The organism is Pseudomonas weihenstephanensis (assembly GCF_016812185.1).
Lineage (GTDB): Bacteria > Pseudomonadota > Gammaproteobacteria > Pseudomonadales > Pseudomonadaceae > Aquipseudomonas > Aquipseudomonas weihenstephanensis.
This window is the reverse complement of sequence record NZ_JAAEBV010000002.1, coordinates 14788-38091: the sequence shown is the minus strand read 5'-3', so window position 1 is coordinate 38091 and position 23304 is coordinate 14788. Positions and strand designations below refer to the sequence as shown.

Here is a 23304-nt window from a genome sequence, read left to right as displayed (position 1 = left end):
TGAATACGCGGGCTTGGCGTTTATTAAAAAATTATTCAGCAGACTCGCCGGACGTTTCCTTCGGAAAAGTCGTGCGCCATAGTTCGAAGCCACCGTCCAGGCTGTACACCTCGCTAAAGCCTTGGGCGACCAGATAGGCCGCTGCACTTTGGCTGGAGTTGCCGTGGTAGCAGGCGACAATCAGTGGCGCGTCGAGGTCAGCGTTGGCAATGAAGTCGTGCAGCGAATGGTTGTCCAGGTGTTTGGCGCCAGTGATATGGCTGGCGGCAAAGGCTTGCGGCTCTCGGATATCAACCACTACTGCGCCTTGTTCGCGCAGTGTGTGGGCTTGCTGGGGCGGGATACGTTTGAATTCGGTCATGGGAAATTCCTGTGGCCTGACTACGGGCGCGTGGGGGTTGCGCCCAAAGGTTGGGAAGGGGGGGGAGCCGTGACAGGCGCCGCAAGGTGGAGGTCGTCGCAATCGCAGCTTAAACGCTGGCCGGTGTCGACATTGAGCAGGGTCATGGCCCCGCCCCAGACGCAGCCGGTGTCGAGGGCGAAAATCCCCGGCTCCTTGCAGTGGCCTTCCAGTGCGGCCCAATGCCCGAAGATGATCTTCAGGTCTTGAGTTTTACGTTCTTTGTAACTGAACCACGGTGCGTAATCGGGCGGGGCGCTGCCGACGCCTTCTTTGCTTTTAAGGTCGAGTTTGCCGTCGCGGGTACAAAAGCGCATGCGCGTGAAGTAGTTGGTGATCACCCGCAGGCGTGCGATGCCGGTCAGGTCGTTGTCCCACTTGGCCGGTTCGTTGCCGTACATGCCGTCGAGAAAAGGCCCCAGCAGGCTGTCATCCCTTAGTGCATGTTCCACTTCGCTGGCGTACTTGAGGGCTTTTTTCAGGCTCCACTGCGGTGGAATGCCCGCATGGACCAGTGCGGTATTACGCAGCAGGTCGTAGTGCAGGAGCGGCTGTTGGCGTAGCCAATTGAGCAGCTCGGCGCAATCCGGGGCGTCAAGGATCTCGCGCAACGTGTCGCCTTTTTTCAGGCGCTCAATATTGTGGCCCACTGCAAGCAGGTGCAAGTCATGGTTGCCCAGCACGCACACCAGTGATTCGCGCATGCGGTACAGATAACGCAGGGTCTCCAGTGACTCGGGGCCACGATTGACCAGGTCGCCCACCAGCCAGAGGGTGTCGGTGGTCGGGTTGAACGCTACCCGCTCCAGCAGGCATTTAAGCGGTTGCAGGCAGCCTTGCAGGTCGCCAACGGCATACACCGTCATCAGTGCAACGCTCCGGGTACGGCGAGGCGGAAGGGCGCGATGGTTGCTTTGAACTGATAGTTGTCGTCAGCCTGCATCAGATAACTGCCTTGCATGGTGCCGACCTTGGTCGTGATGACCGAACCGCTGCTGTAGGTGTGCTCTTCACCGGATTGAATCAACGGTTGAAGGCCCACCACGCCTGCACCACGCACTTCTTCGACGTGCCCGTCGCCATCGGTGATCACCCAATGACGTGACAACAATTGTGCAGGCACAGAGCCGTTGTTCTTCACCGTGATGGTATAGGCGAAGGCATAGCGATCCTGATCGGGTTGGGATTGTTCTGGCAAGTAGCGGGTGACGACGCTGACGTCGACCTGATAGCGGGGATCAGACATTCTGAAGGCCTTACTTGAATGCGGAGACACAGCTTGGGATAAAACTGATGCCTGAGTCTAGGCCAAGACACGGGTACTAGGCCAGATGTGGCCTGTACCCGTTTTACGCGTTCAATCAGTCGGCAGCGGGCGCTGCAACCGGTTGTTCGCTGAGCTTGTCAGCCAGGCGCACAAAGGCGGCAAGGTCGAGTTGCTCAGGACGTTTGCTGCCATCGACGCCTGCGGCTTCGATTTCAGCGTTGCTGAGCAAGGCTTTAAGGGTGTTGCGCAGGGTTTTGCGACGCTGATTAAAGGCTTCGCGAACCACGCGTTCCAGCAGGCGATGGTCTTTGGCGGGGTGCGGAAGGACTTCGTGCGGCACCAGACGGACAATCGCGGAATCAACTTTAGGCGGCGGGTTGAATGCGCCCGGGCCTACGTTGAACAGATGTTCGACGCGGCAGTGGTACTGAACCATGATCGACAAGCGACCCCAGTCGCCACCGCCAGGCCCTGCGGCCATGCGCTCAACCACTTCTTTTTGCAGCATGAAGTGCATGTCGCGAATCAGCTCGGCGTTTTTCAGCAGGTGAAAAATCAGCGGCGTGGAGATGTTGTACGGCAGGTTGCCCACTACGCGCAGAGTGCGCGGTGCGGCGTTGAGGCTTTTGAAGTCGAACTTCAGCGCGTCACCCTGGTGCAGGGTGAAGTTGCTCATGCCGGCAAACTGCTGGTTCAGGATCGGGATCAGGTCTTTGTCGAGTTCAACAACGTCGAGCTGGCCGCCGCTGTCGAGGATGCCTTCGGTCAATGCGCCTTGGCCCGGGCCGATTTCCAGCAGTCGGTCGCAGGCCTTGGCATTGATAGCACGCAGAATGCGGTCGATAACACCGGCGTCATGCAGGAAGTTTTGGCCAAAACGCTTGCGCGCCTTGTGTTGGTATTGCTCGTTCATATACGGGTCTCGGCCATCTGGTAGGCGGTTTCCAGGGCGACTTGCAGGCTGCCGGTGTCGATCTTGCCGCTGCCCGCCAGGTCCAGGGCGGTGCCATGGTCTACGGAGGTGCGGATAATCGGCAAGCCCAGGGTGATGTTGACGGCGGCGCCAAACCCTTTGTATTTCAGCACGGGCAGGCCTTGGTCGTGGTACATCGCCAGCACTGCGTCGCAGTGTTCCAGATATTTGGGGGTAAACAGAGTGTCAGCAGGCAGCGGGCCACGCAGGTCCATGCCCTCGCTGCGCAGTAGCTCCAGGGTGGGTTCAATGATGTCGATTTCTTCATGGCCCAAATGTCCGCCCTCGCCAGCGTGGGGGTTGAGCCCGCACACCAGGATGCGCGGTTGGGCGATGCCGAATTTGTGTTGCAGGTCAGCGTGCAAAATACGCGTAACGCGCATCAGTCGCTCGGGGGTGATTGCATCGGCGACCTGACGCAGCGGCAAGTGCGTTGTTACCAGCGCCACGCGAAGTCCGCGGGTGGCCAGCATCATCACCACTTGTTCAGTGCGGGTCAGGTCGGCGAGGAATTCGGTATGGCCGCAGAAGGGAATGCCGGCCTCATTGATCACGCCTTTGTGTACCGGGGCGGTGATCATGCCTGCAAAGTCGCCATCGAGGCAGCCTTGGGCGGCGCGAGTCAGGGTGTGCAGCACAAAGGCTGCGTTGGCCTGGTCCAGAGTGCCCGCCGTGACAGGGGCGTGCAAAGGCGTATCCCAAACATACAAACTGCCTGCTGGCGCCGGATGCTCAGGCCAGTGGCCGGGGCTGACCGGCAGCAGGGTGACAGCCACACCGAGCTGCGCGGCCCGCTCAGTGAGCAGGTCGCAGCTGGTGATGGCAATCAGGGGATGTGGCTGGTGTTGCGAGGCGAGTAGCAGGCACAGGTCTGGACCTATGCCTGCCGGTTCGCCGGGTGTCAGTGCAAAACGCGGGTTTTTCACTGTGCTGCCTGGTCGGCGTTCTCTTGCGAGGTGGCGCCAGGCAGTTTGATCTCTACATAGGCTTCATCGCGGATCTGACGCAGCCAAGTTTGCAGCTCTTCGTCGTACTTGCGGTTACGCAGGGCGTTCATGGCCTGTTGTTCGCGTGCTTGAGACGTGCTGTCAGTGGCGCGGCGGCCAAGCACTTCCAGTACATGCCAGCCGTATTGAGTCTGAAACGGCTTGGACAGTTTGCCTTGCGGGGTATCAGCCAGGACCGCGCGGAACTCAGGCACCAGCGAATCCGGGTTAACCCAGTTCAGATCGCCGCCGTTAAGCGCCGAACCCGGATCTTCGGAGAAGGTTTTAGCCAAGGTCGCAAAATCTTCGCCCGCTTCGATACGGTCGTGGATTCTTTTGATCAGCTCTTGCGTCTGCGCTTCGGTACGGATTTCGCTTGGCTTGATCAGAATGTGGCGTACATGCACCTCGTCCACCACCACAGACTCACCGCCACGTTTGGCATTGAGTTTGAGGATGATGAAACCGCCAGGCGTGCGAATAGGCTCAGTGATCTCGCCCACCGGCATTTCACTCAATAGCCGGTCGAACGGTGGTGGCAGTTGGGCCGCTTTACGCCAGCCCATGTCGCCACCTTCCAGCGCGGTATCGCTGCCCGAGCGTGCGATTGCCATTTGGCCGAAGTCAGCGCCTTTTTTCAGCTGGTTGTAGATATCAACCGCTTGTTTGTAGGCGTTCTGGATCGCTTCCGAATTCGCGCTTTCAGGCGTTGGAATCAGGATGTTGGCCAGTTGGAACTCTTCGGACATTTGCATCTTGCCCAGATCGGACTTGAGGAAGTTTTGCACTTCCTGATCGCTCACCTGAATGCGCTCCGCCACACGGCGTTGACGCACACGGCTGATGATCATTTCGCGACGGATCTGGTCACGGGCATCTTCATACGACAGGCCATCACGAGCCAGCGCCTGACGGAACTGGTCAATGGTCATGTTGTTGCGCTGGGCAATCGTGCCTACAGCCTGGTTCAGCTCTTCATCGGTAATGCGAATGCCCGAGCGCTCGCCGATCTGCAATTGCAGGTTTTCGACGATCAGGCGCTCCAGCACTTGCTGATCCAGAACGCTGGCAGGCGGTACGCCCTGACCGCGCTTGGCGATGGTCTTCTGAACTTCCTGAACCCGCTGGTCCAGTTGGCTCTGCATGATCACGTCGTTATCGACGATGGCCACGACTTTATCCAGAGGCTGAACCGCGGCGTGAGCCGCGGTACCCAGGAACAACGCGCCCAGCACTAGCGGGCGCAGACACTCAGAAAGCTTGATCTTCACGTTCACGATAACCTTGGATGCCTTTGTCGAGGAAGCTCTCTACTTTGGTGCCAACAACGCCACCGAGACCTTTCAGCACAATTTGAAGGAAGAGACCATGGTCGCCCTTCTCGTTTTGAGGGGCTTCTTGGGTGTATTCGTCGTTGGAGACCCAGTAACGGTTGATCAGACGAAGTTTCCAGCAGCAGTTGTCGTACTCGAAACCACCGAAGGCTTCCAGTGTACGGTTGCGGTTGTAGTCGTACTGCCAGCGGCTGATCACGTTCCACTGCGGCACGATCGGCCAGATCACCGAGAAGTCGTGCTGCTTGATCTTGTAGTAATCCTTGATGTAGCCAGGCTGGCCTGGAGACAGGTAATCGCCTCCGCCAACGGTCCACTTACCGGTGTACTGGTCGTAGCGAACCTGGTCGTTGCGATAACGGAAGCCAGCGTTGACCACCTTGTTCGGGTTGTCTTCAGGCTGGTAGTGCATCATCGCGCTGCCAGAACGCGGGCTACGGGTTTCCGGGTCCCAGTTGTAGTCAGCGGTTGCACGCCAGTCGCGGTTGAAGCGGTAGGCGTATTCCAGTGCATACGGGGAAACGTTGGAGGTCGCGTCCTTACGGTCGTCGGAAATGCCCGGCAACTGAACTTTGCGGTCCTTGAAGTAGTAGGCTTGGCCGACGCTGACGCGTTGGCGTTCAAAGCCGTTGTCTTCGATCCAGCGGCTGGTCAGACCCAGCGACAGTTTGTTCTCGTCACCCACGCGGTCCGAACCGGTGAAGCGGTTGTCACGCCACAGCGAGGAGTAGCTGAACGTGCTTTCGCTGGTGTCGAAAACCGGAATGTCTTCCTGGTTGCGTTCTGGTACGTACAGATAGAACGCGCGCGGCTCAAGGGTCTGGCGGTAGTTGGTGCCGAACCATTGAGTGTTGCGGTCGAAGTACAAGCCGCTGTCGATGCTGGCAATTGGGACGCTACGGCTTTGGGAGCTGCTAAAGTTCTGCCCTGCCTTAGTTAGTGCATCTTTACCCGTGCTATCAAGATCAAGATCGTACTGGGTGTACATGTACTTGAGCGATGGGGTCACGTAGCCGTAGCTCGCGGTCATCGGCAAGCTCATGCTCGGCGCAAGGTTCAGGCGCGTACCGTTTGCGCGGGCCAGGCCTGCGACACGGGTATCCAGTCGGCTAGCGACAGTGCCGTCTTCGTTGGTGTAGTCGCCGTTTTCCAAGCTGCGCTCAAAGCGAACAATCTCGGTGTCGTATTTGAAGTCCAGACCGCCCGGGTGGTACGGCAACGCACCGTTGAAGGTGATTTGCGGCAACTTGTTGTACGGCGTGATCTGGGTAACGGTGGCCATTTGATAGGCCTGAGCGTTCAGCGTGGCGTTATAGGTGTCACCACGGTAGGTCACAGAACCTTGCTGGTTCACGTATTCGCGGCTTTCAACACCGATCTGGTCGCTTTGCAGATCCTGGAAGTAATACGGGTCGCTGATCTTGGTGTAGTCGACCTGCGTCAGTACGCGCGAATCCAGGCCACCCTTGTGCTGCCAGTTGAGCATGTAGCGGGTGTCTTTGTAGTCGGTCTGGTCTTTGCGCTTGTCATCCTTGTCGTTCAGATAAGCGGCACCAAACTGACCTTCGCTCGACTCGGTCAGGTAGCGGAATTCGCCTTCCATCAACAAGCCGCGCTTGGTCATGTAACGCGGGTACAACGTGGCGTCGTAGTTCGGCGCCAGGTTGAAGTAGTACGGGGTCACGAGCATAAAGCCGGTGTCGGTGCTGCTGCTGAAGGACGGCGGCAGGAAACCGGACTGACGGCGGTCGTCGATCGGGAAATAGATGTACGGGGTGTAGAAGATCGGAATGTCTTTAACCCGCAACGTCACGTTGGTGGCCGTACCGAAGCCGGTGGCCGGGTTCAACGTGATGTTGTTGCCCTTGAGTTGCCAGGCGTTGCTGTTCGGTTCGCACGTGGTGTAGGTACCATCCTTGAGGCGGATGATGGCGTTTTCACCGCGCTTGGCGTACAGCGCACTGCCGCGAATGCGCGACTTGTGCAGGATGTATTCAGCGTTGTCGACCTTGGCTGCGCCGGTGTCGAGCTGAACATCGGCGTGATCGCCGACAATCAACGCACCGTTGTCACGCAGACGGACCTTGCCGTTCAGCTCGCCCCGGTTTTCAGCCTGATACAGGCTGGCTTCGTCGGCTTCGATCTGCATGCTGCCCTGACGCATGACAACGTCACCGGCCAGCGTCGCGATCTGCTCTTCCTGCTGGTAGCGGGAAGCCTTGGCGCCGATAAAGGTCGGGGAGTCGCTTTTGCTGGTCGGGTCATTCATGCCCGGACGGATTGGCTCGATGTAAGCGCCCGAGCAATACGGGCCGGTTTCGGCCAGTTGTGCAGGGGTCAGCTTGTCGCGCTCCACCCAGTCGAGGTGACTGTAGTCGGCACTGCGCGCTTTCAGACCACGGCCTTTGGCTTCTGTCACCAACGGGGTCTGGGCGACTTGCTCGATCGTCTCGCCACTGGCGCCGACCGATGCATCGCTGTGAACCGGGCGCGGCGGCAATTGAGCCGTCGTCGCTTTCGGTGCGCAATCCCAGCCGCCCGAAGCCGACACGGAACAGTCATACTGCTCCTCGGCAACAGCGAATGGCGCAGCTAAAGGTTGCATGGCCAGCAAACTGCCGGTTACCAGCAACGGAAATTTTTTACGAAACGCGGGGGATTTCAATGCCATCTTATTAGTCCGGGCTTCCTGCGTGCCATCAGCCCGCGGTGGGGGACCGCACGCCTCTCGATGGTCTGGAAAAGATGCTGGATAATAAAGCATGACCCGCTTGACGGCTAGGGCCGTCGGAGACCCACGCAATGCCTGACCAAGATGTACGCCTGCAACACCTGAAAGTTTGGCTCGATGAGCAATTATCTGCCCTGTTTTTAAATCAAGGTTGGGGCCTCGTACCCCCGGCCACGTTGACTGCGGCCAGCAGCGATGCGAGCTTTCGGCGGTATTTTCGCTGGGAGGCCGAGGGTCGCAGTTTTATCGTCATGGACGCTCCGCCCCCCCAGGAAAACTGCAAACCTTTCGTCGATATCGCCGAATTACTGCGCACAAGCGAAATAAATGTGCCGAAAATTTTTGCTCAGGACCTCGAACGCGGGTTTCTTTTGCTCAATGACCTGGGCAATAAAACCTTTCTTGACGTTATTAATGAAGATAACGCCGATGAGCTGTTCGACGACGCCATTGAAGCGCTGCTGGCCTTTCAGCAGTTGCCAATGACCGAGCCATTGCCCAGCTATGACGTGGCCTTGCTGCGCCGCGAGCTGGAGTTGTTCCCTGAATGGTACGTACGCCGTCACTTGGGCATTGAGCTGGATGAGCAACAGCAGGCGCTGTGGCAGCAGGTCAGCGATCTGTTGATCGACAGCGCCCTGGCACAACCCAAAGTGCTGGTGCACCGCGACTTTATGCCGCGCAATCTGATGTTGAGCATCCCCAACCCCGGCGTGCTGGATTTCCAGGACGCGGTATATGGCCCGGTGACCTATGACATCACCTGCTTGTTCAAGGATGCATTCCTCAGTTGGCCAGAGGAGCGGGTATTGCAGTGGCTGAGCAACTATTGGGAGAGCGCGCGTCATCTGGCGATTCCCGTGCAGCCGGTCTTGCAGGACTTTTTGCGTGCCAGCGACCTGATGGGCGTGCAACGTCATTTGAAGGTGATCGGTATCTTCGCGCGTATTTGCCACCGCGACGGCAAGCCGCGTTACCTGGCGGATGTGCCGCGCTTCTTCACCTATATAGAAGCGGTACTGGCGCGCCGTCCTGAACTGGCGCAATTGGGTGAGCTGTTTGTCAGTCTGCGTCAGCCCGCCGAGGCGCCCCTATGAAGGCGATGATTCTGGCTGCGGGCAAAGGCGAGCGTTTACGCCCCTTGACCCTGCACACGCCAAAACCGCTGATTCGTGCGGGCGGTGTGCCTCTGATCGAGTACCACCTGCGTGCGCTGGCCGCCGCAGGTTTTAGCGAGATCGTGATCAATCACGCCTGGCTCGGTCAGCAGATAGAAGATCACTTGGGTGACGGTTCACAGTTGGGTGTCAGCATTCAGTACTCCGCTGAGGGCGAACCCTTGGAAACCGGCGGCGGGATTTTTAAAGCATTGCCGTTGTTGGGCGATAACCCGTTTGTGGTGGTGAACGGTGATATCTGGACCGACTATGACTTTAGCGCCCTGCGCCAGCCGCTTGCCGGTCTTGCGCATTTGGTGCTGGTGGATAACCCGGCGCACCACCCCACAGGTGATTTTTGCCTGATGGACTCGCAGATCAAAGATGCACAACCGAACGCGCCCACGCTGACCTACAGCGGCATCGCTGTACTCAGCCCCCAGTTGTTCAGCGGCTGCACGGGCGGCGCGTTCAAGTTGGCGCCGTTATTACGTACAGCCATGGCCGCCGGCCGTGTATCAGGAGAGCGTTTGCTAGGGCATTGGGTAGATGTAGGTACGCATGAGCGTTTGGCTGAGGTTGAGACCTTGATCAAGGGCGCTCACTAATATGCTGTGGCCAGGGACCCTGATCGGAGCCGGAGGTGGCTTTTTGATAGCCAGTATTCCGGGGGCCATGCTCGGTGCATTGCTGGGGCAGGCGCTGGACCGGCGTCTGCAACTGCACAGCTGGGCGCATCTGCGCGAACGGCTGGGCGGACGTGCAGTGCTGCGCAATGACGAACTGCTGTTTGTGTTGCTCGGTCGTCTGGCCAAAAGCGGTGGGCGAGTGGTGGATAAACACATTGAGCAGGCGCGCCAAGAGATGCGTTTGCTCGACATGAGCGCGCCTGCGCAGAAGCGGGCGATTGGCGCCTTCAATCGTGGCAAGTCCGGCAATGAGTCATTGCGCGGTTATTTGCGGCGCCTCAAGTCACAGCCACACGCCGCAGAAGGTGTTCTGCGCGCGTGCTGGCGGATGATCATTGCCGATGGCCGGGTCGACACCCGGGAGCGTGAATTGATTGTGCGCTGGGGGCGTTGGCTGGGTTGGACCCCGCAACAGATTCAAGCGTTGGGCGCTGATTACGAGCCTCAAAAAAGGCCGCTGGCAACGCGTGGCGGCACGTATCAAGAGTCGCTCAAGCTGTTGGGCGTCACCGACCAGAGTGATCCGGCGCAGATCAAGCGCGCCTATCGACGTTTGCTCAGCCGTCATCACCCGGACAAGGTGGCAGGCTCCGGTGCAAGCCCCTCCCAAGTGCTTGAGGCGACCGAGACGACCCGCGAGCTGCATCACGCTTACACGTTGATCCGCCAGCGTCGCGGGTTTTGAGCGTTACTTATCCACAGGCTGCGGGCTGAGCCAGCCGCGAATTCGGCGAAACAACTGTTCTTGCTCGGCCTCGCGGTTGCCTGGAATCGCCGCTAACGCCACCTGTTTAAACTCTCCGCCATTCACCCGCTTGCTGGCTTGCAGCCGTTGCAGGGCCGCTTTACGCGCCATAGCGTTGTCTTTATAGAAGACGTCCAGCAAGGCGACTTTGAGCGTCGGGGTCATTTGGCTCAAGTCCGCCTGGGCCTGAGCCGGTGTCTGCGCGGCCACCATCACCAGTTTCGACACGTGCGCGGGTTGTTTTTCGGCCACATAGCGTGCCGCCCAATACGCCCCCGTGCCGTGCCCCAGCAATACGATGCTGCGCACATTCTGCTGCTGTGCGAAGGCAATGCTTGCCTCGATACGGGCGAAGATGCGCTCGGCATCGGCGGTGTTCATCTCTTCACGCGTGGCGAGGGGCGTGACGTCCGGCGCCGGGTTTTCAGTGCCGACGCTGGCTGCCTGTTCGATAGGTTTGGCTGTGGTGCTGGCGTCTTTGCTGCTACTGTCTGGCGCTTGTGGCGTAGGTAATTTCTCGGGTTCAACGGTGCGCGCCTGACTGGCTTCGCTTTGCAGGTCTGGCAAGCTCAGGCTCAGGCTGGCCCAGTTGGCGTCCGGCAGTTTGTTGCGCAGCGGGCTGATGGCCAGCGGCCAGTCAGCGGTTTCGCCTGCACCGGGCACGATAATCACTGCACCGCTGGGGTCGTTGCTGTTAGCGGGTTTCCACAGCGCAAGGAAGGTGTCCTCACCCGCTTGCAGCTGTTGCTGTTCGTGCTGCGGGAGCTGTCGTTCAAGCGCAGTCGCGTCTTCCTGGCTACGTTCGAGCAAGGGCTGACGCTCAACAGGTTGAGGTTGTGCAGGCTCGGCAGCGGGCTGCGGCTCAGCAGCGTAGACCGGTAATGCCAAGGGCAGCAGTAACGACAGGCACAGGGCTGGCAGCGCCAGACGGTAAGAAGACATCAGTTTTTCCAGGCCAGAAGTAATCCCGGTAGCCTAAAGGGTTGATCAGTATTTGTCAGGGGGTGAGCGTTCAGATGACACGTTTTTGCTATCTGTTGGTTATCGGCTGGTTCTGGCTGCCCTTGATGAGCCATGCAGCGCCCGTGCCTGCGGCGCAGTTGAGCGTTGAGCAACAACACTGGCTGGCGCAGCACCCGCAGTTGCGGGTCGGCCTGGTGCTGCAAGCGCCCTACGCCAAATTTGATCAGCGTTTGCAGCAGCTCTCCGGGGCCAATGTGGAGCTGATGAAGTGGCTGGCGCAGGCGTTGAACGTTGAGTTGCGCTGGCGCAATTATCCGGATCTGGCGCACCTTGAAGCAGCGGCCCGCGCCGGGGAGATTGATCTGGTGCCGGGCCTGACCCAAACACCGGCAGGGTTGCGCCTGTGGCTGTTTTCCGACCCGTATATGCGGGTGCCGCAGTTGGTGGTAGGCGAGCGCAACGGCAACGGCAACGGAGCGGTCGATCTGGAGCGGCTCGACAGCCAGACTCGCGTGGCGGTGCGCATGCCCAGTGCGACGGCGGATTTTTTACGCAGCAGCTACCCGGGACTCAATTTGCAAGGCGTGCCGCTGGAGCGTCAGGCGTTGCAATTGTTGCTCAGCCAGCAAGCGACCTATGCTGTGATTGATGAAGCGCAACTCAGTCGCTTGTCCGTTGAGCCGGAGTTCGCCGGGTTAGCGGTGGTGGGCGATATCGGTTTGCCGCAATTGTTACGCGTGGCGACCCGACGCGATTGGCCGCAGCTGGCCGGGATCGTCGAACGCGGGCTGCATGCGATACCGGCACGCGACATGGAGCAACTGCATGCCCGCTGGTTGCAGCCCAAATACCCCCACCTGGGCCCTTCGCCCGGCTTTTGGCAAAACCTGAGCCTGTTGATCGGTGCATTGTTGTTGGCGTGCATGGCGATTGTGTACTGGCAGCGGCGTCAGCAAACCGCGCTGGAACGGGCGCTGCTCAATGCTCGCGAAGACATCGCGCTGCGTGTCGCGAGCGCCGAAGCGTTGCGCCTGACCCAGTTTTCGATCGACCAAAGCCCGGTCGGCATTCTGTGGGTCAATTGGGACAGTCACGTGCGCTATGCCAATCAGGCCGCCGAACACATGCTCGGGTGTGCGCCGGGTGCGGTCCTTGAGCGACCCTTGAGTGATTTTGAACCGGGGCTGACGATGGACCGCTGGCTCGGTTTGTGGAAGCGCGCACGGGCCAGTGAAGACGGCGCGCAGCGCTTTGAAAGCCAATGTGTGCGTGCCGACGGCAGCACGTTTCCGGCGGACATTACCCTCAGCTTCCTGCGTTTTCAGGCGGCGGAGTACTTGGTCGTGTACCTCAATGACATCACTGAACGCCGTCGCGTGCAGGCCGCGCTGCAAGAGAGTGATGCGCGCTTGCAAGGCATCGCGGCCAATGTGCCGGGGCTGGTGTTTCGTCTGGAGCGCTCACTGCTTACGGGTGAGTTGGACTTCCCCTACATCAGTGAAGGCAGTGAGAGTTTGGCCGGCTTCTCGCCCGCGACGTTACGTAAACGCGAAGTCGGTTTGCGCAGCTTGGTACATCCCGACGACAAGGCGGATTACCACCGCGTGCAGGACTTGGCGCTGGACAGCGACAGCGACTGGGCGTGGCAAGGTCGCATCGTTACGCGCGATGGTCAGCAGCGCTGGGCCGAGATCAAGGCCATCACCCGGCGGCTGGGCGATGGCACCGTGGTGTGGGACGGCATTGTGTGGGATATCAGCGAAAGCAAGCGCATTGAACTGGAACTCGACAGCTCGCGTGGGCAATTGCGTGAACTGTCGGCGCACCTTGAGAGTGTGCGTGAAGAAGAAAAAGCACGTATCGCCCGCGAAGTGCACGACGAGCTGGGGCAGATGTTGACCGTGCTCAAACTCGAAACGTCCATGTGTGAGCTGGCGTATGCCGACCTCGACCCCGGCCTGCGCGAACGCCTGAACAGTATGAAAAAGCTCATCGCTCAGCTGTTTCAGTTGGTGCGTGATGTGGCCACGGCCTTGCGCCCGCCCATTCTGGACGCGGGCATCAGTTCTGCCATCGAATGGCAGGCACAGCGCTTTGAAGCGCGTACGCAAATTCCGTGTCTGGTGCAGGTGCCTGAACATTTACCGCCGTTGAGTGCTGCCAAGGAAGTAGGTCTGTTCCGGATTTTGCAGGAGGCGCTGACCAACGTGATGCGCCATGCTCAGGCGCAAACCGTTGAGTTGACCTTAAGCATTGAACAACAATCGCTGTGCCTGACCATCAGCGATGATGGCCTGGGGTTTGTTCCCGCCACCGGCAGGCCAACCTCTTTCGGGTTGGTGGGCATGCGCGAACGCGTATTGATGTTGGGGGGTACGCTGTCGCTGCACAGTGTGCCGGGCGAAGGCACCACCCTGAATGTGCGGGTGCCGCTGGTTCAGCCGTCGAAATGACCTTGATGAGGAAATACCTGTGATTCGTGTACTGGTAGCGGAAGACCACACCATCGTGCGTGAAGGCATCAAGCAATTGATTGGCCTGGCCAAGGACTTGCTGGTAGTGGGGGAGGCGAGCAATGGCGAGCAACTGCTGGAAACCTTGCGTCATGTGCCGTGCGAAGTGGTGCTGCTGGATATTTCGATGCCCGGTGTCAACGGCCTGGAAGCGATCCCGCGGATACGTGCCTTGAACAACCCGCCCGCGATTTTGGTGTTGTCGATGCACGACGAAGCGCAGATGGCGGCGCGGGCGTTGAAATTTGGTGCGGCGGGGTATGCGACCAAGGACAGTGATCCGGCGTTGCTGCTCACGGCGATTCGAAAAGTGGCGGCAGGGGGGCGTTACATCGACCCGGAGTTGGCGGATCGCATGGTGTTTGAAGTGGGCCTGACTGATTCGCGGCCGTTACATGCGTCGTTGTCGGAGCGGGAGTTTTCTGTATTCGAGCGCCTGGCGCAGGGCGTAAACGTGAATGACATCGCGCAGCAGTTGGCCTTGAGCAGCAAGACCATCAGCACGCACAAGGCGCGCTTGATGCAAAAACTCAACGTCACCTCGCTGGCGGACTTGGTGAAGTACGCGATGGAACACAAGCTGGTGTGAAATACACAAACGCAACGGCAGCGACTACCGAGTGGGGCGTGTCTGATTACGACAGTTTTGTATCATTGATTTGCCATCGTGCTTGGCCGTAAGCGTTCCACTGTCTTAAACGCGACATCTGTGTAGGGCACGCCCTACCCCTAATCTTCCAACTGCCTCATGTGAATCTCTCCTGCGCCCCGATTTCTGCGGGTTGGCGCCTTCTTTAGTCTTGGGCTACAGCAGTCCAAAACAAAAGGTGTGGCTATGAGTGAGGTCGGTGCAAGCGCTGGGTCGAATGACATTTTGGTCAGCTTTCGTGGCGTGCAAAAAAGCTATGACGGCGAAAACCTGATCGTCAAAGACCTCAATCTGGACATTCGTAAAGGCGAGTTTCTGACCTTGCTCGGGCCTTCAGGGTCGGGCAAAACCACCAGCCTGATGATGCTCGCAGGCTTTGAAACGCCCACCGCGGGTGAAATCCTGCTGGCGGGCCGCTCGATCAATAACGTGCCGCCGCACAAGCGCGACATTGGCATGGTGTTTCAAAACTACGCGCTGTTTCCGCACATGACCGTGGCCGAAAACCTGGGCTTTCCGCTGTCGGTGCGCGGCCTCAACCGCACGGATATCAGTGAGCGGGTCAAGCGTGTGTTGAGCATGGTGCAGCTCGAGGCGTTTGCCCAACGTTACCCGGCGCAACTTTCGGGCGGCCAGCAACAGCGGGTGGCACTGGCGCGCGCGCTGGTGTTCGAACCGCAGCTGGTGCTGATGGACGAGCCGTTGGGCGCGCTGGACAAGCAGCTGCGCGAGCACATGCAGATGGAGATCAAGCATCTGCACCAGCGCCTCGGTGTGACCGTGGTTTACGTGACTCACGACCAGGGCGAAGCGCTGACCATGTCGGATCGGGTGGCGGTATTCCATCAAGGTGAAATCCAGCAAATTGCCCCGCCGCGTAGCCTCTACGAAGAGCCGAAAAACACCTTCGTTGCCAATTTCATCGGCGAAAACAACCGCCTCAATGGCCGCCTGCACAGTCAGGACGGCGAGCGCTGCGTGGTCGAATTGGGTCGCGGTGAGAAGGTGCAAGCGCTGGCGGTGAATGTGGGGCGCACCGGCGATCCGGTGACCCTGTCGATCCGCCCGGAGCGCATCAGCCTCAATGGCGCCAGTGAGTCCTGCGTGAACCGTTTCTCGGGGCGAGTTGAAGAGTTCATCTACCTGGGCGACCACGTGCGGGTGCGCCTGGAAGTTTGCGGCAAGAACGATTTTTTTGTGAAACAGCCGATTGCCGAACTGGACCCGACGCTGGCCGTCGGTGACGTGGTGCCGCTCGGTTGGCAGGTTGAACACGTACGTGCGCTGGACCCTCTCTTAGAGGCGAATTAATCGCCCCGGCTTCACCAACCCTGTGGAGAACACCATGCATAAATCCCTGAAATTATCGGTCCTGAGTATGGGCCTGTTGTGCGCCGCCAATGCGCTGGCGGCCACCGACCTGACCGTGGTCTCGTTTGGCGGGGCGAACAAGGCCGCTCAGGTCAAAGCGTTTTACGCGCCCTGGGAAGCTCGCGGCGACGGCAAAATCATCGCCGGTGAGTACAACGGTGAAATGGCCAAGATCAAAGCGATGGTCGACACCAAAAGCATCTCGTGGGATTTGGTCGAGGTTGAATCGCCCGAACTGTCCCGTGGTTGTGACGAAGACATGTTTGAGCAACTGGACCCGGCACTGTTTGGCAATCCCGATCAGTACGTGTCTGGCGCCATTCAGTCATGCGGCGCAGGCTTCTTCGTATGGTCCACGGTCATGGCTTACAACGCTGACAAGCTGAAAACCGCGCCGACCAGTTGGGCGGATTTCTGGGACACCAAAACCTTTCCCGGCAAACGCGGGCTGCGCAAAGGCGCCAAGTACACATTGGAATTTGCACTGATGGCAGACGGGGTTGCGCCCAAAGATGTGTACACGGTGCTGGCGAGCAAGGACGGTCAGAACCGCGCCTTCAAAAAGCTCGACGAGTTGAAACCGAGCATCCAGTGGTGGGAAGCCGGTGCGCAGCCGCCGCAGTACCTGGCCTCGGGTGATGTGGTGATGAGTTCGGCGTACAACGGCCGCATCGCTGCGGTGCAAAAAGAAAGCAACCTGAAGATCGTGTGGAACGGCGGCATTTACGACTTCGACGCATGGGCCATCCCTAAAGGTTTGAGCCCGGCCAAAGCTGAGGCGGCGAAAAAGTTCATGCAATTCACGCTTCAACCTCAACAGCAGAGTGTGTACTCGCAAAACATCGCGTATGGCCCGGCGAATAAAGAGGCCATGCCGCTGCTGCCTAAAGAGGTGCAAGCCGACATGCCGACCGCGCCTGAAAACATCAAGGATCAGGTGCAGATCGACGTCAGCTTCTGGGCTGATAACGGCGAGCAACTGGAGCAACGTTTCAACGCGTGGGCTGCCAAGTAAGGATCGCTGATACCCGACGCGTCCGGTCAGGGCGTGTCGCCCTTGTTTAAAGATTTGCGGAGTTCGCCATGGCCCTCGCCATCCCCTTGAACGAAGTCTCCAGCCCCAGCTTGAAGAAGCGCCTGGCGCATGCCGAGCGTGTGAATCGCTGGAAAGCGCAGGCGTTGATTGCACCGTTGGTGATCTTTCTGCTGCTGGTGTTTTTGGTGCCGATTGCTGCGCTGTTGTACAAAAGTGTCGGCAACCCGGAAGTGGTCGAAGGCTTGCCTCGCACCGTGGTGGCGGTGCACGGCTGGGATGGCAAAGGCTTACCGGCTGAGCCGGTGTATCTGGCGCTCAGCGAGGACTTGGCCGAGGCACGCAAGAATCAAGTATTGGGCGATTTGTCCAAACGTCTGAACATGGAGTTGGCAGGCTACCGCAGCCTGTTGATGAAAACTGCCAAAGCGCTGCCGTTCAAGGCGGTGCCGGCATCTTACAAAGACGCACTGGAAACCCTCGACGAGCGTTGGGGCGACCCGGCGTATTGGCAGGCGATCAAGCGCAATAGCTCAAGCGTGACCCCGTTTTACCTGCTGGCAGCGGTCGATCATCGTATTGATGACCTCGGCGAAGTGGCTCCGGCTACACCGGATCAGGCGATTTACCTGGACATCTTCGCCCGTACCTTTTGGATGGGATTGGTCATCACCTGCATCTGTCTGGTGCTGGCTTACCCCTTGGCGTACCTGCTGGCCAACTTGCCCGCACGCCAAAGCAACTTATTGATGATTCTGGTGCTGCTGCCGTTCTGGACCTCGGTGCTGGTGCGCGTCGCGGCCTGGATCGTCTTGCTGCAATCTGGGGGGCTGATCAACAGTGCCCTGATGAGCATGGGCGTCATCGACAAACCGTTGGAGTTGGTGTTTAACCGCACCGGGGTCTATATCTCGATGGTGCACATCCTATTGCCGTTCATGATCTTGCCGATTTACAGCGTGATGAAGGGTATTTCGCCGACCTATATGCGGGCTGCGATCTCACTGGGATGTCATCCATTTGCCAGCTTCTGGCGCGTTTATTTCCCACAGACGTATGCCGGTGTCGGTGCCGGTTGCCTGCTGGTGTTCATCATCGCCATTGGCTACTACATCACCCCCGCATTGCTGGGCAGCCCTAACGATCAAATGGTCAGTTATTTCGTGGCGTTCTACACCAATACCAGCATCAACTGGGGCATGGCCACGGCGTTGGGCGGTTTGCTGCTGCTGGCGACGGTGGTGCTGTACCTGATTTACAACTGGCTGGTGGGTGCCACCCGCCTGCGTCTGAATTAAGGAGGCCGCCATGCTGAGCCCTTACATGTCCCCCGTTGAACGGGTGTGGTTCTACAGCTTGCGCATCCTTTGTGGGCTGATTCTGTTGTTTTTGATCTTGCCGGTGCTGGTGATCATTCCGTTGTCGTTTAACTCCGGAAGTTTTCTGGTTTACCCGTTGCAGGGCTTTTCGCTGCATTGGTATCAGGACTTCTTCGCCTCGGCCGAGTGGATGCGCGCATTGAAAAACAGTGTGATCGTGGCCCCGGCGGCCACGGTATTGGCAATGGTGTTCGGCACGTTGGCGGCGATTGGACTGACCCGTGGTGACTTCCCCGGCAAGGCGCTGGTCATGGCGCTGGTGATCTCGCCGATGGTGGTGCCGGTGGTGATTATTGGTGTGGCCAGCTACCTGTTTTTCGCGCCCTTGGGGCTGGGTAACAGCTACTTCTCGTTGATCGTGGTGCATGCGGTGCTGGGCGTGCCGTTTGTGATCATTACCGTGTCGGCGACGTTGCAGGGGTTCAACCAAAACCTGGTGCGGGCGGCGGCCAGCTTGGGCGCTTCGCCGCTGACCGCTTTTCGCCGGGTGACTTTACCGCTGATTGCACCGGGCGTGATTTCAGGTGCTCTTTTTGCCTTTGCCACCTCGTTTGATGAAGTGGTGGTGACGCTGTTTCTGGCGGGGCCGGAGCAAGCGACGTTGCCGCGCCAGATGTTCAGCGGCATCCGTGAAAACCTCAGCCCCACCATTGCCGCAGCGGCCACGCTGCTGATTGCGTTCTCCGTCGTGTTGCTACTGACGCTGGAGTGGTTGCGCGGGCGCAGTGAGAAATTGCGTACAGCACAGGTCTAAATCCAGCAGGCGTCCCACAGGGGGTAATCGCCGATCCGCGAGGTCAACTGAGCGCGGATCGGGTTTTGGATCAGGTAGCGGGCGGCGGCCTTGAGATCATCTTCCCGGCGCAAGGTTCGGTCGTGATAGCCCTTTTGCCATAGCCGGCTTGTGGATTGGGTGGCGAGATTGACAGCGACGCTGCTGCGCGACTTTATTCGGCACATCAACTCACCCAGCGACTTTGTGCGTAACTCTACGAGCCAATGGCAGTGATCAGGCATTACGACCCAGGCGAGTGAGTTAACGATGCCTTCGTCGTGAGCTTGTCGGAGTTGGTTGACCACGAGGCGGCCCAGATGGAAGTCACTGAATACGGGTCGTCGTTGGTCGGTGACGGTAGTGAGCATATAGATGCGGCCGGGTTCGGAGTAGCGGCCTTTGAGTAGGTGTTTGCTGTTGTAGGATTCTGGCATTCCTTTGCCTTCGTGAAGAGGGATGTTTTCTAAAGTTAGATGGGTTATCAGGCAACGCCTTGTGCCTTTATTGGCAAGATATTGCAGGAAGCTGTTGGGCCTTATCGCAGCCTTCGGCAGCGATGTATGCCTATGTAGTCGCTGCCGAAGGCTGCGATCGGTCGCGTAGCGGCCGCAAGGCGGTGTGCGCGTCGGGGCGCGCGGTATACAATGCGCGCCACCGTGTTTAGCTCACTAAAAGGTGCGTCATGCAGCCCTTCGCTATTGCCCCATCGATTCTTTCTGCCGATTTCGCCCGTCTTGGCGAAGAAGTAGACAACGTACTCGCTGCGGGTGCTGACTTCGTTCACTTCGATGTCATGGACAACCATTACGTCCCCAACCTGACCATCGGCCCGATGGTATGCGCCGCATTACGCAAGTACGGGGTGACCGCTCCAATCGACGCGCATCTGATGGTCAGCCCGGTTGATCGGATCATCGGCGATTTCATCGAAGCCGGCGCGACTTACATCACCTTCCACCCCGAAGCCACGCAGCACATCGACCGCTCGCTGCAATTGATCCGCGAAGGCGGCTGCAAAGCAGGGCTGGTGTTCAACCCCGCGACCCCGCTGGACGTGCTCAAGTATGTGATGGACAAGGTCGATATGGTCTTGCTGATGAGCGTTAACCCGGGCTTCGGCGGCCAGAAGTTCATCCCCGGCACTCTGGACAAACTGCGTGAAGCGCGGGCGCTGATCGATGCTTCGGGCCGTGATATTCGCCTGGAGATCGACGGCGGCGTGAATGTCGGCAATATCCGTGAAATCGCTGAGGCGGGTGCTGACACGTTCGTCGCGGGTTCGGCCATTTTCAACACGCCCAACTACGAAGAAGTTATTCAGAAAATGCGTGCCGAGCTTGCGTTGGCGCGTCCGTGAGCGGTTTTGAGCAGCTCCTTCAGGGGCAATTGCCCAAGCTGGTGATGTTCGATCTGGACGGCACGCTGATTGATTCGGTGCCAGACCTGGCTTCGGCCGTAGAAACCATGCTGCTCAAGTTGGGCCGTCCGCCTGCCGGTCTTGAAAACGTGAAGATGTGGATCGGCAACGGTGCGCCGATGCTGGTACGCCGTGCGTTGGCGGGCAATCTTGAGGCCTCGGGTGTCGACGACGCCGAGGCCGAGCACGCGCTGGAGATTTTCATGGAGGCCTACGATGGCGGCCATGGTCAGACCAAGGTCTATCCCGGTGTGCGCGAAAGTCTCAAGTGGCTGCAAAAGCAGGGCGTCGAGATGGCCCTGATCACCAACAAACCTGAGCGCTTTGTGGCACCGCTGCTGGATGAATTGAAGCTGGGGCGCTTTTTTCGCTGGATTATCGGTGGCGATACGTTGCCGCAGAAAAAGCCCGACCCCGAAGCGCTGTTGTTCGTGATGAAAATGGCCGGCGTCACCCCGCAGCAATCAATATTTATTGGTGATTCACGCAATGACGTGTTGGCTGCCAAGGCCGCAGGTGTGCGTTGTGTGGCGCTCAATTATGGCTATAACCACGGTCGCCCGATTGAAGAAGAGTCGCCGGACATGGTGATCGGTAACCTGCAAGAGCTGATAGCCGGTTGCTTAGATTCGGCGGCTGAGATAACGTTGGGCACTTCTGTTCACCCCTCTCGTAGAGATTCCATCGTGGTGGTCACTCGCAAACTCTGGATGAAAGTTATCAAGGCCCTGGCCCGTTGGCGTTGGCGCGCCTGACTTGAATCTGGCCGGATAGCCGGCACGTTTGCACACCTGACTGTTTGACCCTCAGACCACGAGGCACCTCATGATCCGTGAAGAATTCCTGCGTTTGGCCGCTGCCGGCTATAACCGTATCCCGCTTGCCCGCGAAACCCTGGCCGACTTCGACACGCCGCTGTCGATCTACTTGAAACTGGCTGATCAGCCCAACTCTTATTTGCTGGAGTCGGTGCAGGGCGGTGAGAAGTGGGGGCGTTACTCGATCATTGGCTTGCCGTGCCGCACGGTATTGCGTGTGCATGAGCATCAGGTTCGCGTGACCCACGACGGCGTCGAGATTGAAGCGCACGAGGTTGAAGACCCGCTGACGTTTGTCGAGGCTTTTAAAGCGCGCTACAACGTGCCGACCATTACCGGTTTGCCGCGCTTCAATGGCGGGTTGGTGGGGTATTTTGGCTATGACTGTGTGCGTTATGTGGAAAAGCGCCTCGGCAAATGCCCGAACCCTGATCCGCTGGGCGTGCCGGACATTCTGCTGATGGTGTCGGATGCCGTGGTGGTGTTCGACAACCTCGCGGGCAAGATGCACGCGATTGTGTTGGTTGATCCGGCGCAACCTGATGCTTATGAAGAAGGCCAGGCGCGGCTTGAGGCATTGCTTGAGCAGTTGCGTCAGCCGATTGCGCCGCGTCGCGGTCTGGACTTTACGGCTCAGCAGTCAGCGGACCCGGTGTTCCGCTCCAGCTTCACCCAGCGTGATTACGAGCAAGCGGTCGACACAATCAAGGACTACATCCTCGCGGGCGATTGTATGCAAGTCGTCCCCTCGCAGCGCATGTCTATCGACTTCAAGGCAGCGCCGATTGATCTGTACCGTGCGTTGCGCTGCTTCAATCCGACGCCTTATATGTACTTCTTCAACTTTGGTGACTTCCACGTGGTGGGCAGTTCGCCGGAAGTGCTGGTGCGGGTTGAAGACAACCTGATCACCGTGCGCCCGATTGCCGGTACGCGCCCGCGCGGTGCGACCGAAGAGGCTGATCTGGCGCTGGAGCAAGACCTGCTCAGTGACGATAAAGAAATCGCCGAACACTTGATGCTGATCGATCTGGGCCGCAACGATACGGGCCGGGTGTCTGAGATCGGTTCGGTCAAGCTCACTGAAAAAATGGTCATCGAGCGTTACTCCAACGTGATGCACATTGTGTCCAACGTCACGGGCCAGCTGAAAAGCGGGCTGACGGCGATGGACGCACTGCGTGCGATCTTGCCTGCGGGGACGTTGTCGGGTGCGCCGAAAATTCGTGCGATGGAAATCATTGATGAGCTGGAACCGGTCAAGCGCGGTGTCTATGGCGGCGCGGTCGGTTACTTCGCCTGGAACGGCAATATGGACACGGCCATCGCTATTCGTACGGCGGTGATCAAGAACGGTGAATTGCATGTGCAAGCGGGCGGCGGCATTGTCGCCGACTCGGTACCGGCCCTGGAGTGGGAAGAGACGCTGAACAAACGCCGCGCGATGTTTCGCGCCGTAGCGCTCGCTGAACAAACCCCCGCGTCCGACGCCTGAGGAGCTGTGCCATGTTGCTGATGATCGATAATTACGACTCTTTTACTTATAACGTTGTGCAGTACCTCGGCGAGCTGGGTGCAGAGGTCAAGGTGGTGCGCAACGATGAACTGACCGTGGCCGAGATCGAGGCGCTCAACCCTGAGCGCATTGTGGTGTCGCCCGGCCCGTGCACGCCGAACGAGGCGGGCATCTCATTGCAAGCGATCAAATACTTTGCGGGCAAGATGCCGATTCTGGGCGTGTGCCTGGGTCATCAGTCTATCGGCCAGGCTTTTGGCGGGGACGTGGTTCGCGCACGCCAAGTCATGCACGGCAAGACCAGCCCGGTGTATCACCTCAATACGGGGGTGTTCGAAGGATTGAACAACCCATTGACCGTCACCCGTTATCACTCGCTGGTGGTCAAGCGCGAAACCCTGCCTGAGTGCCTGGAGCTGACAGCGTGGACACAACACGCGGATGGCTCGGTGGACGAGATCATGGGGTTGCGCCACAAAACACTCAATATCGAAGGGGTGCAATTTCACCCTGAATCGATCCTGACCGAACAAGGTCATGAACTGTTCGCCAATTTTCTTAAACAAACCGGCGGCACGCGCTAAGGAC

22 protein-coding genes are annotated in these 23304 nt (G+C 58.8%); 13 read left to right on the top strand and 9 right to left on the bottom strand.

The features are described 5' to 3' along the window. Nucleotides 1-31: 31 nt before the first annotated feature. The 7 genes from glpE to GYN01_RS07560 form a co-directional block, all read right to left on the bottom strand. On the bottom strand, nucleotides 32-361 hold the full coding sequence (glpE, locus tag GYN01_RS07590) for a thiosulfate sulfurtransferase GlpE (protein WP_048402162.1): 330 nt from the start codon (nucleotides 359-361) through the stop codon (nucleotides 32-34). A 20-nt stretch (nucleotides 362-381) separates the two neighbouring features. Further along, complete coding sequence (locus tag GYN01_RS07585) at nucleotides 382-1266, bottom strand: symmetrical bis(5'-nucleosyl)-tetraphosphatase (RefSeq protein WP_203306811.1); 885 nt, start codon at nucleotides 1264-1266, stop codon at nucleotides 382-384. Continuing rightward, on the bottom strand, nucleotides 1266-1646 hold the full coding sequence (gene apaG / locus GYN01_RS07580) for a Co2+/Mg2+ efflux protein ApaG (protein ID WP_048364233.1): 381 nt from the start codon (nucleotides 1644-1646) through the stop codon (nucleotides 1266-1268). Before apaG ends, GYN01_RS07585 begins: the two co-directional genes overlap by 1 nt. Nucleotides 1647-1761: 115 nt before the next feature. Beyond that, entirely contained in the window at nucleotides 1762-2580 is an 819-nt protein-coding gene (rsmA, locus tag GYN01_RS07575) for a 16S rRNA (adenine(1518)-N(6)/adenine(1519)-N(6))-dimethyltransferase RsmA (RefSeq protein ID WP_048364234.1), read from the bottom strand. Then, entirely contained in the window at nucleotides 2577-3566 is a 990-nt protein-coding gene (pdxA, locus tag GYN01_RS07570; RefSeq protein WP_048364235.1) for a 4-hydroxythreonine-4-phosphate dehydrogenase PdxA, read from the bottom strand. The genes rsmA and pdxA overlap by 4 nt, the downstream gene beginning before the upstream one ends. Continuing rightward, nucleotides 3563-4903 (bottom strand): peptidylprolyl isomerase SurA, encoded by a 1341-nt coding sequence (gene surA, locus GYN01_RS07565; protein WP_203306810.1) that lies wholly within the window; start codon nucleotides 4901-4903, stop codon nucleotides 3563-3565. The genes pdxA and surA overlap by 4 nt, the downstream gene beginning before the upstream one ends. Further along, complete coding sequence (locus tag GYN01_RS07560) at nucleotides 4878-7631, bottom strand: LPS-assembly protein LptD (RefSeq protein WP_203306809.1); 2754 nt, start codon at nucleotides 7629-7631, stop codon at nucleotides 4878-4880. The genes surA and GYN01_RS07560 overlap by 26 nt, the downstream gene beginning before the upstream one ends. Nucleotides 7632-7762: 131 nt before the next feature. Between GYN01_RS07560 and GYN01_RS07555 the strand changes: the two genes are divergently transcribed. The 3 genes from GYN01_RS07555 to GYN01_RS07545 are packed head-to-tail and all read left to right on the top strand — an operon-like array spanning nucleotide 7763 to nucleotide 10222. After that, a complete protein-coding gene (locus GYN01_RS07555; RefSeq protein ID WP_203306808.1) occupies nucleotides 7763-8788 on the top strand; it encodes an aminoglycoside phosphotransferase family protein in 1026 nt (341 codons plus the stop codon). Beyond that, nucleotides 8785-9456 carry an N-acetylmuramate alpha-1-phosphate uridylyltransferase MurU gene (gene murU / locus GYN01_RS07550; protein WP_048364239.1) on the top strand — a complete coding sequence of 224 codons (672 nt, stop codon included), beginning with the start codon at nucleotides 8785-8787 and terminating at the stop codon, nucleotides 9454-9456. Before GYN01_RS07555 ends, murU begins: the two co-directional genes overlap by 4 nt. 1 nt (nucleotide 9457) lies before the next feature. Next, entirely contained in the window at nucleotides 9458-10222 is a 765-nt protein-coding gene (locus tag GYN01_RS07545) for a TerB family tellurite resistance protein (RefSeq protein WP_048364240.1), read from the top strand. A gap of 3 nt (nucleotides 10223-10225) precedes the next feature. On the opposite strand, the gene GYN01_RS07540 is transcribed toward GYN01_RS07545, so the two are convergent. Continuing rightward, nucleotides 10226-11224 carry an alpha/beta hydrolase family protein gene (locus GYN01_RS07540; RefSeq protein ID WP_048364241.1) on the bottom strand — a complete coding sequence of 333 codons (999 nt, stop codon included), beginning with the start codon at nucleotides 11222-11224 and terminating at the stop codon, nucleotides 10226-10228. Between the two features lie 74 nt (nucleotides 11225-11298). Between GYN01_RS07540 and GYN01_RS07535 the strand changes: the two genes are divergently transcribed. The 6 genes from GYN01_RS07535 (at nucleotide 11299) to GYN01_RS07510 (ending at nucleotide 18944) form a co-directional block, all read left to right on the top strand. Next, nucleotides 11299-13698: a PAS domain-containing sensor histidine kinase gene (locus GYN01_RS07535; protein WP_203306807.1), complete on the top strand. Its 2400-nt coding sequence runs from the start codon at nucleotides 11299-11301 to the stop codon at nucleotides 13696-13698. Nucleotides 13699-13717: 19 nt separating this feature from the next. Further along, entirely contained in the window at nucleotides 13718-14347 is a 630-nt protein-coding gene (locus GYN01_RS07530; protein WP_476748489.1) for a response regulator, read from the top strand. Between the two features lie 246 nt (nucleotides 14348-14593). Next, nucleotides 14594-15718, top strand: a complete 1125-nt coding sequence (locus GYN01_RS07525) for an ABC transporter ATP-binding protein (RefSeq protein ID WP_048364244.1) — start codon at nucleotides 14594-14596, stop codon at nucleotides 15716-15718. A 34-nt stretch (nucleotides 15719-15752) separates the two neighbouring features. Further along, the gene (locus GYN01_RS07520; RefSeq protein ID WP_048364245.1) at nucleotides 15753-16793 is read left to right on the top strand and encodes an ABC transporter substrate-binding protein; all 1041 of its coding nucleotides are present in this window, start codon (nucleotides 15753-15755) and stop codon (nucleotides 16791-16793) included. 68 nt (nucleotides 16794-16861) lie between these two features. Beyond that, a complete protein-coding gene (locus GYN01_RS07515) occupies nucleotides 16862-18109 on the top strand; it encodes an ABC transporter permease (protein WP_048364246.1) in 1248 nt (415 codons plus the stop codon). Between the two features lie 10 nt (nucleotides 18110-18119). Then, nucleotides 18120-18944 carry an ABC transporter permease gene (locus GYN01_RS07510; RefSeq protein WP_048364247.1) on the top strand — a complete coding sequence of 275 codons (825 nt, stop codon included), beginning with the start codon at nucleotides 18120-18122 and terminating at the stop codon, nucleotides 18942-18944. On the opposite strand, the gene GYN01_RS07505 is transcribed toward GYN01_RS07510, so the two are convergent. After that, a complete protein-coding gene (locus GYN01_RS07505) occupies nucleotides 18941-19399 on the bottom strand; it encodes an REP-associated tyrosine transposase (RefSeq protein ID WP_048402155.1) in 459 nt (152 codons plus the stop codon). The two genes, GYN01_RS07510 and GYN01_RS07505, sit on opposite strands and share 4 nt — an antisense overlap. A 248-nt stretch (nucleotides 19400-19647) precedes the next feature. Between GYN01_RS07505 and rpe the strand changes: the two genes are divergently transcribed. The 4 genes from rpe (at nucleotide 19648) to GYN01_RS07485 (ending at nucleotide 23300) form a co-directional block, all read left to right on the top strand. Next, the gene (rpe, locus tag GYN01_RS07500) at nucleotides 19648-20322 is read left to right on the top strand and encodes a ribulose-phosphate 3-epimerase (RefSeq protein ID WP_048402154.1); all 675 of its coding nucleotides are present in this window, start codon (nucleotides 19648-19650) and stop codon (nucleotides 20320-20322) included. Then, nucleotides 20319-21137 (top strand): phosphoglycolate phosphatase, encoded by an 819-nt coding sequence (locus tag GYN01_RS07495; RefSeq protein WP_048402153.1) that lies wholly within the window; start codon nucleotides 20319-20321, stop codon nucleotides 21135-21137. The genes rpe and GYN01_RS07495 overlap by 4 nt, the downstream gene beginning before the upstream one ends. Nucleotides 21138-21207: 70 nt before the next feature. Further along, nucleotides 21208-22695 carry an anthranilate synthase component I gene (trpE, locus tag GYN01_RS07490; RefSeq protein WP_203306805.1) on the top strand — a complete coding sequence of 496 codons (1488 nt, stop codon included), beginning with the start codon at nucleotides 21208-21210 and terminating at the stop codon, nucleotides 22693-22695. An 11-nt stretch (nucleotides 22696-22706) separates the two neighbouring features. Then, a complete protein-coding gene (locus GYN01_RS07485) occupies nucleotides 22707-23300 on the top strand; it encodes an aminodeoxychorismate/anthranilate synthase component II (protein WP_203306804.1) in 594 nt (197 codons plus the stop codon). Nucleotides 23301-23304: the final 4 nt, after the last annotated feature.

Bases quoted from the DNA above. Each gene is read 5' to 3' on its own strand.
- GYN01_RS07545 (WP_048364240.1), top strand. From the start codon at position 9,458: ATGCTGTGGCCAGGGACCCTGATCGGAGCCGGAGGTGGCTTTTTGATA.
- GYN01_RS07485 (WP_203306804.1), top strand. From the start codon at position 22,707: ATGTTGCTGATGATCGATAATTACGACTCTTTTACTTATAACGTTGTG.
- GYN01_RS07585 (WP_203306811.1), bottom strand. From the start codon at position 1,266: ATGACGGTGTATGCCGTTGGCGACCTGCAAGGCTGCCTGCAACCGCTT.
- GYN01_RS07525 (WP_048364244.1), top strand. From the start codon at position 14,594: ATGAGTGAGGTCGGTGCAAGCGCTGGGTCGAATGACATTTTGGTCAGC.
- GYN01_RS07505 (WP_048402155.1), bottom strand. From the start codon at position 19,399: ATGCCAGAATCCTACAACAGCAAACACCTACTCAAAGGCCGCTACTCC.
- GYN01_RS07555 (WP_203306808.1), top strand. From the start codon at position 7,763: ATGCCTGACCAAGATGTACGCCTGCAACACCTGAAAGTTTGGCTCGAT.
- glpE (WP_048402162.1), bottom strand. From the start codon at position 361: ATGACCGAATTCAAACGTATCCCGCCCCAGCAAGCCCACACACTGCGC.
- rpe (WP_048402154.1), top strand. From the start codon at position 19,648: ATGCAGCCCTTCGCTATTGCCCCATCGATTCTTTCTGCCGATTTCGCC.
- murU (WP_048364239.1), top strand. From the start codon at position 8,785: ATGAAGGCGATGATTCTGGCTGCGGGCAAAGGCGAGCGTTTACGCCCC.
- GYN01_RS07540 (WP_048364241.1), bottom strand. From the start codon at position 11,224: ATGTCTTCTTACCGTCTGGCGCTGCCAGCCCTGTGCCTGTCGTTACTG.
- GYN01_RS07560 (WP_203306809.1), bottom strand. From the start codon at position 7,631: ATGGCATTGAAATCCCCCGCGTTTCGTAAAAAATTTCCGTTGCTGGTA.
- GYN01_RS07515 (WP_048364246.1), top strand. From the start codon at position 16,862: ATGGCCCTCGCCATCCCCTTGAACGAAGTCTCCAGCCCCAGCTTGAAG.
- rsmA (WP_048364234.1), bottom strand. From the start codon at position 2,580: ATGAACGAGCAATACCAACACAAGGCGCGCAAGCGTTTTGGCCAAAAC.
- GYN01_RS07510 (WP_048364247.1), top strand. From the start codon at position 18,120: ATGCTGAGCCCTTACATGTCCCCCGTTGAACGGGTGTGGTTCTACAGC.
- GYN01_RS07520 (WP_048364245.1), top strand. From the start codon at position 15,753: ATGCATAAATCCCTGAAATTATCGGTCCTGAGTATGGGCCTGTTGTGC.
- GYN01_RS07535 (WP_203306807.1), top strand. From the start codon at position 11,299: ATGACACGTTTTTGCTATCTGTTGGTTATCGGCTGGTTCTGGCTGCCC.
- apaG (WP_048364233.1), bottom strand. From the start codon at position 1,646: ATGTCTGATCCCCGCTATCAGGTCGACGTCAGCGTCGTCACCCGCTAC.
- trpE (WP_203306805.1), top strand. From the start codon at position 21,208: ATGATCCGTGAAGAATTCCTGCGTTTGGCCGCTGCCGGCTATAACCGT.